We start from the raw sequence: 12,861 nt of genomic DNA, 5'->3' as shown, positions 1-12,861 counted from the left end.
AGAATTCTTCAGTTAGGAGGTCAACAAAGATGGAATTAGTGAAATATGTAGCCGTTATCTTATTCATTATTATTTGTATTCTAAAGCTAGTATCCCTTATGAGACTTTCTAAAAATGAAAGGGGGACAGAAACAAATTTAATAAGAGGGAATGGGACTGTTATCTTTTTTAACGAAAAAAGTGAAAAGGGAAGATTGCTAGGAATTCTTTGTCTATCCTGTATTATTTTTGCTTTAATATTTATACTGCTTTATTGATAAATAAGTCTAACCAAATAATTTTTTCCAGAAGGAAGGTTTTGCATCTTCCTTTTTTTCTTCTGGTTTTGAGATAAGATTTGGAAATATGGATCCTAAGCTAACTTCTTCATTATCCACAGCGTGATTTGTGTGAAAGACAAGTGCGTAGGGAGATTGCCCGATTTTTTCATCAATGATAGCGGTAGTAATGCCGTAGGTCTGAGCAATTTTTAGTAGTGAAATTTGTTGCTTGTCAGACAGGGCTGGCGAGAGTTTGAGGAATAGAGGGGAGTAGCTGTTTGCTAGTTTTTGGCAAATTGTATCGAACTTATTTCCGACGACTTCACTACTCAAATCGTCAAAGGAAACGAGCAGGACAACCCGTTCGCGATAGGTTCCCATGTATAGACGTTGTTCATCTGGATTCAATCGTGTTTCGCCAGAGGCTTTCTGTAGTATGGTAGTATTTAAATCGTTCATGATTTCAGTATAACATACTCAGTTAACTTTGAAAAGGAAGGCGTTTACATTATTTCTTTCAGTAAAATAACCTGTTTTTTCTTGAAAAATCCCTTCTTTTAGGGTATGATAGCTATGTAACTATTTTAAACTCAAAGGAGAGTAATATAATGTCAATTATTACTGATGTTTACGCTCGCGAAGTCCTTGACTCACGCGGTAACCCTACACTTGAAGTTGAAGTTTATACTGAATCAGGTGCTTTCGGACGTGGTATGGTTCCTTCAGGAGCTTCTACTGGTGAGCACGAAGCAGTTGAGCTTCGCGACGGTGACAAATCTCGTTACCTTGGTCTTGGTACTCAAAAAGCTGTTGACAACGTGAACAACGTGATTGCTGACGCTATCATCGGTTTTGACGTTCGTGATCAACAAGCTATCGACCGCGCTATGATCGCTCTTGACGGTACTCCTAACAAAGGTAAATTGGGTGCAAACGCAATCCTCGGTGTTTCTATCGCTGTTGCGCGTGCTGCTGCTGACTACCTTGAAGTGCCACTTTACACTTACCTTGGTGGATTCAACACTAAAGTATTGCCAACTCCAATGATGAACATCATCAACGGTGGTTCTCACTCAGACGCTCCAATCGCTTTCCAAGAATTCATGATCTTGCCAGTTGGCGCTCCTTCATTCAAAGAAGGTCTTCGTTGGGGTGCTGAAGTATTCCACGCTTTGAAGAAAATCTTGAAAGCTCGTGGTTTGGTAACAGCTGTTGGTGACGAAGGTGGTTTCGCTCCTAAGTTCGAAGGAACTGAAGACGGCGTTGAAACAATCATCGAAGCTATCGAAGCTGCTGGTTACGAAGCTGGCGAAAACGGCATCATGATCGGTTTCGACTGTGCGTCATCTGAATTCTACGACAAAGAGCGTAAAGTTTATGATTACACTAAATTCGAAGGCGAAGGCGCGGCTGTTCGTACATCTGCAGAGCAAATCGACTACCTTGAAGAATTGGTTAACAAATACCCAATCATCACTATCGAAGATGGTATGGATGAGAACGACTGGGATGGCTGGAAAGCTCTTACTGAGCGTCTTGGCAAACGCGTTCAATTGGTTGGTGACGACTTCTTCGTAACAAACACTGACTACCTTGCACGTGGTATCAAAGAAGGTGCTGCTAACTCAATCCTTATCAAAGTTAACCAAATCGGTACTCTTACTGAAACATTTGAAGCTATCGAAATGGCTAAAGAAGCTGGCTACACTGCCGTTGTATCACACCGTTCAGGTGAAACTGAAGATTCAACAATCGCTGACATCGCAGTTGCAACTAACGCTGGCCAAATCAAGACTGGTTCATTGTCACGTACAGACCGTATCGCTAAATACAACCAATTGCTTCGTATCGAAGATCAACTTGGTGAAGTTGCAGTCTACAAAGGCTTGAACTCATTCTACAACTTGAAAAAATAAAACAGTCTGGGAGACTGTTTTATCCCCGAGCTAGCATAGCGAGGGTTATCATAAGAACAAGTCCGAAATCTGCGGACTTGTTTTTTCTATGTACAGTGTACTAAAATTTATCCCCGAGTTAGAATAACAAGGGATTAGTAAAACCTCTTGGTTTTCCTAGGGAATTTTCTTTGCCTTGATATTGATAAAATGATATTCTAAAAAGGTAGATCAACTTAAGTATTCTCATGTTGAAAAGAGATGGAGAGTGGGATGATAGAGTGGATATTTTTTGATTTGGGTTCGACGCTTTTAGATGAAGAGGCTGCTTATGGTTATTATATAGACAAGTGTGTGAAGAAGTTAGAGTCTCTGGATATAGAGGTTTCATCAGATTCTTATAAAAAGAAAATGGTGGAGTATGCTCATAAGTCGCTGGATCCCATTCGTGCGACCTGGCACTATTTTGCACCGACCGAGCCACGTCCTTTATGGACAAATGAGGGTGTGAGCCTGTATCCTGAAACAATAGATGCTCTAGAGAAGTTATCACAAAACTATCGATTGGGGATTGTTGCCAATCAGTCTAGTAGTGTTAGAGATCTGCTTAAAGAGTGGGGAATTGAGTCTTATTTTCAACTCATCATCCTCTCTGAAGAGGTTGGGCTATCTAAACCAGATACAACTATTTTCACACTTGCCTTGCAAAAAGCAAACATCCCTGCAGATAGAGTTGTCTATGTCGGGGATAGGTATGATAATGATATTCTGCCTGCTAAATCTTTGGGAATGTGGACTGTACGGATACTGACAGGTTTTGGAAAGCATGCCAGTGAAAATGAAAAATTGAAGAGCGATTGGGTAATTCCCTCATTGCAAGAGATAACAAATATTTTTGAATAAACAAAAAAACTAGACTGAACATTCTCAGCCTAGTTTTTACATGTATTAGAACAAGCCTTTAACTTTATCTAAAAGACCGTTAACACCTTCAGAACCTGATAACAAGCCTTTTGCTTGTTCCAAGTATTTACCGAATTGGTCTTTGTTTTCTTCGATAAATTGTTTTGCACCATCAAAGTCTTTGTTTGCAATCAATTCTTTTACTTGGTTAAAAAGATCTACTGGATTCATGGTGAAAACACCTCCTATGAAACTATTAAACCAAAACTGTACGGATTTCACAACTGAAACGACTTATAAAAATGTAACGCAAACTGCTTCAGGAACATAGAAATCGTGTGAAAGCTCAGTCAAACAGCCATTTTCGGCATCTCTTTCGAATACAGTTGCATTGTCAGAATCTTGATGGACAACAATCAAATGCTTTTCATCAGGACTAAGCGTGAAATCGCGAGGAGTTTTTCCATTTGTTGGGACGATTTCAACTAATTCTAAGCTGGCATCAGCAAGCGTTTTGTAGACTGCGATAGAGTCGTTTCCGCGGTTGGATCCATAAATGAATTTACCATCCTTTGTGATGCGAATAGCGGCAGTACCGTTGAAACCAGTATGGTCTTCTGGGAGAGTAGAGACAGTTTGTAGGTGTTCAAATTGTCCCCAGCCGTCATAGATAAGCACCTCAATAGTTGAATTGAGTTCACAGATGAGATAGGCGATTTTTGCGACAGGATGGAAGACAATGTGTCTTGGACCACTTCCTGGCGCAGCCTGATAGGTTGCGATTTTCTCTACTTTTCCTTGGTCAGATACCTTATAGGTTACCACTTGATCACATCCTAAATCACAGGTTACTAAAAATTTATCGGGCGTCAAATCAGAAAAGTGAACATGGGCGGAAGCTTGGTTTTCGTGCGGCCCAGATCCTTCGTGTTGAGCGACATCAGCTAATTCTAGCGAACCATCCGCCAAACGTTTATAAACAAGTAGTTGCCCTTTGTGGTAATTGGAGCCATAAACTAAATCTCTTGTTTCATCTACAGCGACATAGCAAAGTGGTGCGCCCTCTGATACAACATGGTTGAGTAGAGTATAGTCAGCATTAAAGGCAGCGATACCTCCTAGACCATTTTCAGCGCCGACGGAGTATAGATGTCCGGCCTTATCAAAGGCAAGGTAGGTAGGGTTAGGTTCTTCAGTGACCAATTCTAGATTGCTAAGTTGTCCTGTTTCAGAATCAAAATTTGCTTTATAAATTCCTTTTGATTCACGTTTTGTGTAGGTACCGAAATAGATAGTCATAGAATTCTCCTTTTTGGAAATGATTGATAAAATTATACCATGTTTTTCTGAGAAAGTCGTATAAATTCTGTAGTTGATTTTTACAAAAATCCTTTCTCCATGTTACAATAGAAAAAAAGACTAGGAGTGTATTAGATGGAAGATAAGCATCAAAAATTTAGTCTGACTTGGTTTTTCCGCTTGTTTTTAAATAGCCAAGCGGTGACATTTTTATTGGTAACCTTGCTGACTTTTTTGACTATATTTATTTTTAGTAAAATTAGTTTTTTATTCAGACCAATAGGAAGCTTTTTAGAAATTGTATTGTTACCGATGATTTTAACAGGTCTTTTGTATTACCTATTAAATCCGATGGTTGACTGGATGGAAAAGCATAAAATTTCTCGTACAGTTGGTATTTCCATTCTCTTTGTTTTAATCAGTCTTCTCATTATATGGGGACTGGCGGTGGCAATTCCGAGTATTCAAGAGCAAGTGACATCCTTTGCGCAAAATCTTCCTTCGAATATCCAGAAAATCGAAGGGCAAGTGACTAGCTTATTGCAGGACCAAAGATTTGAACAATTTCGTCCTACTGCATTGGAATTGTTAAATAAGGTCAATGATCAAGCAGTTGCTTATGCGCAAAAATTTTCAACAAGTGCTGTGAACTGGGCAAGTAATTTGATTTCGACAGCATCTCAAATTATTGTTGCTGTTCTGATTATGCCTTTTATTCTCTTTTATCTGTTACGGGATGGTCAGTATTTGAATAAACACATCACCCAATATCTACCAACCAAGTGGAGAGAACCGATTGGAACAGTACTATCAGATGTGAATGGGCAATTATCAAACTATGTTCGTGGTCAGGTGACCGTTGCGATTATTGTTGCCCTGATGTTCTCAGTGATGTTCTCAATCATTGGTCTTAGCTATCCAATAACTTTGGGGGTGATGGCTGGTTTCCTCAATCTAATTCCGTATTTGGGTTCTTTCTTGGCCATGATTCCAGCTGTTATTTTAGGATTGATTGCTGGTCCAATCATGCTGATAAAGGTTTTAGTAGTCTTTATGATTGAGCAGACTATAGAAGGTCGTTTTGTGACGCCATTGATTATCGGAAGCTCCCTAAGTATTCATCCGATTACCATTTTATTCGTATTATTGACAGCTGGTCAGATGTACGGTGTCCTAGGAGTTCTTCTGGGAATTCCAATATATGCCTCTATTAAGGTTTTAGTGAAAGCGGCATTTGAATGGTACAAGGCACACAGTAGTTTGTATGAAGATGAAGAAAATGAGGTTGTGAATGAACAATAGTGAAAAAATGTTGGTTTGTTTGGACCAACAGGATTTAGACAAGGCAGATAAGTATTTCAAGCGCGCCTTGGTGCAAGATGATAGCGAAACGCTTTTGTCCTTGGCAGCCTACTTAGAAGGCATTGGTTTTTTCCCACAGGCTAGACAAATCTATGAACAGGTCAAAGAAGAATTTCCCGAAGTACTGATCAATCTTGCCCAAATAGCATTTGAAGACGGCATGGTCGAAGAAGCTTTCGGATACTTGGAGGAAATTTCAGAAGACAGTCCTGTCTATGTGGAAGCCTTGTTGGTTAAGGCGGACCTGTATCAGGCAGAAGGCTTGTCGGATGTGGCGCGTGAAAAATTGTTAGAAGCAAGTCACTTATCAGATGAACCCATCATCCTCTTTGGCTTAGCAGAATTGGATATGGAACTGGAGCTTTTTAATGAGGCTATTTCCTACTATGCCCAGCTGGATAATCGTGAAATCTACGAATTAACGGGAGTTTCTACCTATCAGCGAATTGGTATTGCCTATGCAAGTTTAGGGAAATTTGAAGCCGCCATTGAATTTTTGGAAAAGGCTGTTGAGTTGGAATACGATGATCAGACGGTCTTTGAATTGGCAGCTCTGCTATTTGAACGAGAAGAATACCAAAAAGCAAATCTCTATTTCAAGCAGTTGGATACCATCAATCCTGATTTTGAGGGCTATGAATATGCCTATGCTCAATCTCTCCATGCCGAGCATAAAATTGATGAAGCCTTGGCTATGACTCAAAAAGGCCTAGCTAAAAATGACTTTGATGCCAATCTCTTGCTTCAGGCTTCACAGTATGCCTATGAATTGCATGACGAGGCGGGGGCAGAAGATTATCTTCTACGGGCAAAAGAGGTGGCAGATGATAGTAACGAACTAGCTCTGCGCTTGTCCAATCTGTATTTTGAGCAAGAGCGATTTGAAGAGGTTGTAGCTTTATTTGATGAAGAGGTCGATAACGTTCTAGCTCGCTGGAATGTGGCCAAAGCCTATCAAGCTCTAGAAAGAGACGATGAAGCTATTGAGCTTTACGATGAATTGGCTGGAGAATTGGCTGAGAATCCTGAATTTTTGGCAGATTACGTAGCGGTTTTACGTCAACTTGGTCGTTTGGATGAGGCAAAAGAGCAAGCTAGTCGTTATATCCAATTGGTGCCAGACGATTTAGCCATGCAAGAATTTTTGAATGAAGAGTAGGTTATGCAAGTAAATCGATTATTTCAATACAATACCTTAGGTGCCTTAATGGCTGGACTGTATGGCGGCTCCTTGACGGTTGGCGAATTGTTGGAACATGGTGATTTGGGTTTGGGAACCCTGGATTCCATTGATGGCGAGCTGATTGTCTTGGATGGAAAGGCTTATCAGGCCAAGGGTGCAGGGGAGAAACCAGAAGTGGTTGAAGTTCCAGCTGATATGAAAGTTCCCTATGCGGCGGTTATTTTCCATGAGGCAGAAGTGATTTTCAAACAACGTTTTGAAATGACTAGCGATGAATTGCATCAGCGGATTGAATCCTATTATGATGGGGAAAATCTCTTTCGTTCCATCAAAATAAAAGGGATGTTTTCGCATATGCACGTGCGCATGATTCCAAAATCGGCTTCTGATGTTCGTTTTGCGGAAGTGGCAAGTCGCCAGCCTGAGTATACCGCTGAGAATATTTCAGGTACCATTGTTGGTATTTGGACGCCAGAGATTTTCCATGGTGTCAGTGTGGCTGGCTATCATTTGCATTTTATTTCGGATGATTTGACATTTGGCGGGCATGTCATGGACTATGTTATCTCAGAAGGAATGGTGGAAGTGGGACCAGTAGATCAACTAGACCAACGTTTTCCTGTTCAAGACCGCCAGTATCTTTTTGCTAAGTTCAACGCTAAGGAAGTTAGAGAAGATATTGATAAGGCGGAGTAGGTTTCAATACAGAAAAATCCATGAACTAGATTTTCATGGATTTTATTTTGTCTTCAGTTGGGGTGACACGGAGGGTTTTCTGACCTCGGTAGGTCACAAAGCCTGGTTTGCCACCTGTCGGTTTGTGAAGTTTCTTGGCCTCAATCATGTCGACTTGGACCAAGTTAGAATGTCTAGCCTTGGAGAAGTAGGCGGCTAACTCCGCCGCATCGGTCTTGACCTCATCACTTGGGTCCAAGTTGTCTGTGATGACCACATGACTGCCTGGAATGTCTTTGGCATGGAACCAAAGTTCACCTTTCTTTGCCATTTTGAAGGTCAATTCATCATTTTGCAGGTTATTTTTCCCAACCAGAATAATGGTTTTCCCGTCCGTCGCCAAGTATCGCTCAGGTTTCTGACGCTTATGGATTTTCTCACGATGACGGCGTTTGAGGTAGCCTGTTTCAATCAATTCCTCACGGATTTCATCGATTTCTGCCAGACTAGCCTGTCCCAGCATGGTGTCAACGGACTCCAGATAGACAATGGTTGCCTTGGTTTCCTCAATCAAGTTGGTCAGGTGCTTGACCGCCTCCTTGAGTTTCTGGTACTTTTTGAAATAACGTTGGGCATTCTGGCTAGGAGTCAAAGCCACATCCAACTCAATCTCCAGTTCCTCGCCCGTATAGTAGTTGTCTAACCGCACACTCGACTGGTCGTTGGGCACCTGATGCAGATAGGTGGTCAAGAGCTCGCCCTTTTGCCGCACCAACTCCGCCGTCTCCGTATCCGCCAATTCTTGCTCCTGCTTGACCAGTTTCTTGCGATTTTTCTCCAACTCACTGGCTACCCGCTTGATCAGCTCATTGGCCTGCTGGGCCACCCGATCCCGCTCCGCCTTGTCCTGATAGTAGAAGTCCAGCAGACTGCTCAGGCTCTCAAAGTGTGGCTGGTTTTCAGGGCTATTGGCAAATGGCAGAGCAGCATAGGATTTGTCTGTCAGGCTAGGCTGTGTAGCCTGGTCAAAAAAGGCACGGAAGTTCTTGAGGCGGTCTGTCTGCAAATGATTGGCCAATTCAGAAGCCGTATCCCGCCCCAAACCTTGAAAGACCTGTTGGAGATTTTTTGGACTCAGTTCCTGAGTCGATAAGATTTCAAACAATTTCTCATCAGACACCGTATAAGGATTGAGAGAATGCGTCTCCGGTGGACGAATGTAGGTTGAACCTGGCAGGATGGTCCGGTAGGAATTTTGCGAGAAACCAATGTGTTTAATGGCTTCGATAATCCGCTGTTCAGACTTGTCTACCAAGATGATATTGCTGTGCTTGCCCATGATTTCCACAATCAAGGTTGCTTGGATATGGTCGCCAATCTCGTTCTTGTTGGACACCGAAAATTCTAAGATGCGGTCATTGTCCAACTGACGAATCTCCTCGATAATAGCTCCCTGCAAGTATTTCCGCAGAATCATGGTAAAGGTATTGGGCACCTTGGGATTGGTAAAATCCGACTGGGTCAGCTGAACTCGCCCGAAGACCGAATGGGCGGACAGGAGCAATTTATGGCTCTGACGGTTGCTGCGGATGTTGAGGACAATCTCCTGTTCAAAGGGTTGGTTGATTTTCTGAATCCGCCCACCTTCTAAATTGGCCCTTAACTCAGCCGTCATGTGATGTAAAAAAAATCCGTCAAAAGACATGGTTTTCCTCTTTCTAATAGCTATAACTCAGTCTAGTATATCATATTTTGATGTTTTTTGATGAGACTGGTAGTCCCTACTGACATAAAAAGTTTTCAGAAAATTTAATCAAAAGTATTGACAAAGTGATTTTGATGCCGTATAATCGTCTGTAATCAGAAGAAGTAGTAAAGCAGAAGTCTTCAGGGAGCCTGTGGTACTGGGAACGGGTGGCGGAGTTTTATGAAATGGGCTGATGTGTATTTATGTCTATTTTATGACGTCGTTAGTCGTGCTTGCCGTACCACCAGTACTGCCTTCACCCGACTGCCTAGTCCTAAAATGCCCTAAATTCACAAGGATTGTTTGGTATACCATACTTTGCGTAGACTGTTTTGGCTGAGTACGAGGCAGGTCGACGCAGCTTATACTGGCGGTATAGCAAGGAGAGTTAACGAAGTAACTAGCCAAATCAATCACGCAAATGAACTTAAAACAATGATAGTTCGGTTGGCACACCTTACAGTGCAACTCCTTGTTAGAGGAGATGAGATATGGGAGGATTCTAGACAATTCCCATAAGTGAGGTGGCACCGTGTCATTGACGCCCTCGCAGGTTGGTTTTTCCTGCGGGGGCTTTTTCCTTTAGTCATTCAGTTTATCTTTTATTACGTCGTTAACTCGCTTTGCCGTACTTTAGTACTGCCTGCAGCTCGTTGCCTAGTACTAAAAGCAAACTGAAAGACTATTATCTAAACGAGGTAATCATGATGAAACGATGGCGATGGTGGGATAATATATTGATGACGTAGAAATTGTATATTGTGTATTTTACGAGGAGAATGAATATGTTGAAAAATAAAAATTTACTTGCTACAATTGTTGCCCTTACTGTTATGGTAGTTGCTGCCCTGTTTTTGACGCAAAAAGAGCAGAGCAGTCAGTCTGCTAGTTCTGAAAAAGTTAAAATTGGGGTTCTGCAGTTCGTGACCCATGATTCATTAGACGAAATTTATAAGGGAATCAAGGCAGGCCTTAAAGAAGGTGGTTATACCACAACGGATAATTTAGAAATTGATTTTATGAATGCAGAAGGTGATCAGTCACAGGTTCAAACCATGAGTAAAAAATTGGTGGACAATGGCAATGAATTATTGATTGGTATCGCAACACCTGCTGCACAGGGATTAGCAAACGCTACGACAGAATTACCCATTATCATGGGAGCTGTGACAGATCCAGTCGGAGCCAACTTGGTAACTGACTTGAAAAATCCTGGTGGAAATATTACAGGGGTATCAGACCAAACACCAGTAGCAGACGCAGTTTCTCTCATTAAAGAAATTACACCAGACGCTAAAACAATCGGTATTCTCTACTCTTCAAATGAAGATAATTCAAAAATTCAAGTAGCGGAATTTAAGGCAGCAGCAGAAGAGGCTGGCTATACTGTTCTTGAATATGCAGTTGCTTCTAGTAATGAAATTGCAGCGACAGTAGAGGTCGCAAGTAGTAAAGCAGATGTTCTCTTTACACCAGTAGACAACACAGTTGCCTCAGCATTTTCAACTGTCGTATCTGTGGCAAATAAAACCAAAACTCCGATATTCACCAGCGTAGAAGATATGGTAGAAGGCGGAGGTATCGCATCTGTTACCCTTAGTCAATATGACTTGGGTGTGGCAACTGGTAAAATGGCTGCGAAAATTCTTGATGGTGCCAATCCAGCGGATACACCTGTACAAATCTTTAACGAGGGTACCGTTGTTGTCAACCAAAAAGTTGCTAAAGAATTAGGAATTATCTTGTCAGATGATGTGATTAGTAAAGCAAGCAAGGTTATCGAATAAGAGATAAGAGAAAAGGAAAAATATGATTGTATCAACAGTTTCACAGGCTCTTTTATGGGCTGTACTAGGTTTGGGAATATTCGTTACCTTTCGGATTCTGAATTTTCCTGATATGACGACAGAGGGCTCTTTCCCGCTTGGAGGAGCGGTTGCTGTTACCTTATTGACGCAAGGAGTTCATCCTATCTTGGCTACTCTAGCAGCAGTTCTTGTTGGCTGTTTGGCGGGCTTTGTCACAGGCTTGCTTTATACCAAGGGGAAAATTCCCACTCTCCTAGCTGGTATCTTGGTCATGTCTTCCTGTCACTCTGTCATTCTATTTATCATGGGTAGGGCAAATCTAGGCTTACTGAATACCAAACGTTTACAAGATTTCCTTCCTTTTTCTGAGCAAATTAATGGTCTCTTGCTAGGTCTAGGTAGCCTAGCGGTGGTGATTGGTGCCTTGATGTTCTTCCTCTATACTCGCCTTGGACAAGCCTTTATTGCAACAGGGGATAATCCAGATATGGCTCGCAGTTTTGGTATCAATACAAGTCGAATGGAGTTGCTAGGTCTTGTTCTTTCAAATGGGATCATCGCTCTTGCAGGTGCCTTGATTGCACAACAAGAAGGCTATGCGGATGTGTCGCGTGGTATTGGAGTCATTGTGGTCGGTATGGCTAGTCTGATTATCGGTGAGGTAATTTATGGTAACCTTACTATGTTAGAACGATTCTTGGCCATTGTTGTCGGAGCGATTTTCTATCAGTTCTTAATTTTGGTGGTCATTTCCCTCGGTATCAATACCAGCTACCTCCGTATCTTCTCGGCCATGATTCTGGCAACTTGTCTCATGGTTCCTGAGTTGAAAAATAAACTTCTGAAAGGAGCCAGTCTGTCACGATGAAAGCAATTGTTGAATTAAAAAATGCCACCAAGGTGGTGACAAACGGTTTTGATGAAGAACGTGTGATTTTGGACAATGTCAATCTGACCATTTACCAGGGTGATTTTATTACCATTTTGGGTGGAAATGGGGCTGGGAAGTCAACCCTCTTTAATGTCATTGCTGGAACCCTACCCTTGACTAGTGGTTCAGTCCATATTCTTGGTGAGGACGTGACCAATTGGCCTGCAGAAAAACGTGCTAAGTATCTGGCACGTGTTTTCCAAGATCCTAAAATGGGTACAGCGCCACGGATGACGGTGGCAGAAAATCTACTGATAGCTAAGTACCGTGGCGAGGGACGGGGCTTAGTGCCACGCAGATTGGCTCAACAGACGGAAGAATTTGCCCAGCTTTTGCCGAGAGTGGGAAATGGTCTAGAAAAACATCTGGATACGCCAGCAGGGCTCTTATCAGGTGGTCAACGCCAGGCATTGAGTTTGTTGATGGCGAGTTTGAAACAACCGGAACTCCTGCTCTTGGATGAACATACTGCAGCCCTTGACCCAAAAACCAGCCAATCTTTGATGCAATTAACGGACGAATTGATTGCGACCAAGGGAATGACGGCCCTCATGGTCACTCACCAGATGGAAGATGCTCTGCGTCACGGTAATCGCTTGATTGTCATGAAAAATGGTCAGATTATTCAGGACCAAACGGCTGAAGAAAAATCCAAGATGAAACTGGAAGATTATTATAAGTTGTTTGATTAGATGACGGATTCATTCTGTGTTAACAACAGCTATAGCGATTTTGTCCAAAGTCTCTATTCTAATCCGTTAATGTGAAATGCTGCTATATAAAAGAGGTTTTTACCTC

At 41.9% G+C, this 12,861-nt stretch carries 13 protein-coding genes; 9 read left to right on the top strand and 4 right to left on the bottom strand.

Features of this window, described 5'->3' with window-relative positions:
* The first annotated feature begins 29 nt into the window (after positions 1 to 29).
* Positions 30 to 257: a hypothetical protein gene (locus tag F9856_RS11025; protein WP_202106627.1), complete on the top strand. Its 228-nt coding sequence runs from the start codon at positions 30 to 32 to the stop codon at positions 255 to 257.
* A gap of 9 nt (positions 258 to 266) precedes the next feature.
* On the opposite strand, the gene F9856_RS11020 is transcribed toward F9856_RS11025, so the two are convergent.
* Positions 267 to 719 carry a DUF1694 domain-containing protein gene (locus F9856_RS11020; RefSeq protein WP_202106626.1) on the bottom strand — a complete coding sequence of 151 codons (453 nt, stop codon included), beginning with the start codon at positions 717 to 719 and terminating at the stop codon, positions 267 to 269.
* 149 nt (positions 720 to 868) lie between these two features.
* Here F9856_RS11020 and eno point away from each other — a divergent pair, with 149 nt between their 5' ends.
* Together eno and F9856_RS11010 are read left to right on the top strand one after the other, a co-directional pair.
* Positions 869 to 2,176 (top strand): surface-displayed alpha-enolase, encoded by a 1,308-nt coding sequence (gene eno, locus F9856_RS11015; protein WP_002935704.1) that lies wholly within the window; start codon positions 869 to 871, stop codon positions 2,174 to 2,176.
* Positions 2,177 to 2,428: 252 nt separating this feature from the next.
* Positions 2,429 to 3,058, top strand: coding sequence for an HAD family hydrolase (locus F9856_RS11010; protein WP_202106625.1), 630 nt, complete (start codon positions 2,429 to 2,431; stop codon positions 3,056 to 3,058).
* Between the two features lie 45 nt (positions 3,059 to 3,103).
* On the opposite strand, the gene F9856_RS11005 is transcribed toward F9856_RS11010, so the two are convergent.
* Both F9856_RS11005 and F9856_RS11000 read right to left on the bottom strand, forming a co-directional pair.
* A complete protein-coding gene (locus tag F9856_RS11005; RefSeq protein WP_202106624.1) occupies positions 3,104 to 3,289 on the bottom strand; it encodes a hypothetical protein in 186 nt (61 codons plus the stop codon).
* Positions 3,290 to 3,352: 63 nt separating this feature from the next.
* Positions 3,353 to 4,357 carry a lactonase family protein gene (locus F9856_RS11000; RefSeq protein WP_029188944.1) on the bottom strand — a complete coding sequence of 335 codons (1,005 nt, stop codon included), beginning with the start codon at positions 4,355 to 4,357 and terminating at the stop codon, positions 3,353 to 3,355.
* A gap of 135 nt (positions 4,358 to 4,492) precedes the next feature.
* Between F9856_RS11000 and F9856_RS10995 the strand changes: the two genes are divergently transcribed.
* From F9856_RS10995 to budA, 3 genes are read left to right on the top strand one after another with little or no spacing between them, the layout of a single operon-like run.
* Entirely contained in the window at positions 4,493 to 5,659 is a 1,167-nt protein-coding gene (locus F9856_RS10995; RefSeq protein ID WP_024398740.1) for an AI-2E family transporter, read from the top strand.
* Complete coding sequence (locus F9856_RS10990) at positions 5,649 to 6,878, top strand: tetratricopeptide repeat protein (RefSeq protein ID WP_202106623.1); 1,230 nt, start codon at positions 5,649 to 5,651, stop codon at positions 6,876 to 6,878. The genes F9856_RS10995 and F9856_RS10990 overlap by 11 nt, the downstream gene beginning before the upstream one ends.
* A 3-nt stretch (positions 6,879 to 6,881) precedes the next feature.
* Positions 6,882 to 7,598: an acetolactate decarboxylase gene (gene budA / locus F9856_RS10985; protein ID WP_202106622.1), complete on the top strand. Its 717-nt coding sequence runs from the start codon at positions 6,882 to 6,884 to the stop codon at positions 7,596 to 7,598.
* Positions 7,599 to 7,623: 25 nt separating this feature from the next.
* Here the strand turns inward: budA and F9856_RS10980 are convergent, their stop codons facing one another.
* Positions 7,624 to 9,282: an Rqc2 family fibronectin-binding protein gene (locus tag F9856_RS10980; RefSeq protein ID WP_202106621.1), complete on the bottom strand. Its 1,659-nt coding sequence runs from the start codon at positions 9,280 to 9,282 to the stop codon at positions 7,624 to 7,626.
* Positions 9,283 to 10,109: 827 nt separating this feature from the next.
* On the opposite strand from F9856_RS10980, the gene trpX reads away from it, so the two are divergent.
* The 3 genes from trpX to F9856_RS10965 are packed head-to-tail and all read left to right on the top strand — an operon-like array spanning position 10,110 to position 12,755.
* Complete coding sequence (trpX, locus tag F9856_RS10975) at positions 10,110 to 11,111, top strand: tryptophan ABC transporter substrate-binding protein (protein WP_202106620.1); 1,002 nt, start codon at positions 10,110 to 10,112, stop codon at positions 11,109 to 11,111.
* 22 nt (positions 11,112 to 11,133) lie between these two features.
* A complete protein-coding gene (locus F9856_RS10970; RefSeq protein ID WP_024382426.1) occupies positions 11,134 to 12,000 on the top strand; it encodes an ABC transporter permease in 867 nt (288 codons plus the stop codon).
* Entirely contained in the window at positions 11,997 to 12,755 is a 759-nt protein-coding gene (locus tag F9856_RS10965) for an ABC transporter ATP-binding protein (protein WP_029175674.1), read from the top strand. The genes F9856_RS10970 and F9856_RS10965 overlap by 4 nt, the downstream gene beginning before the upstream one ends.
* Positions 12,756 to 12,861 lie beyond the last annotated feature (106 nt).

Source organism: Streptococcus suis, assembly GCF_016743335.1.
GTDB lineage: Bacteria > Bacillota > Bacilli > Lactobacillales > Streptococcaceae > Streptococcus > Streptococcus suis_Y.
The sequence above is the reverse complement of the archived record's forward strand: the minus strand, read 5'-3'. Positions and strand labels throughout refer to the sequence as shown.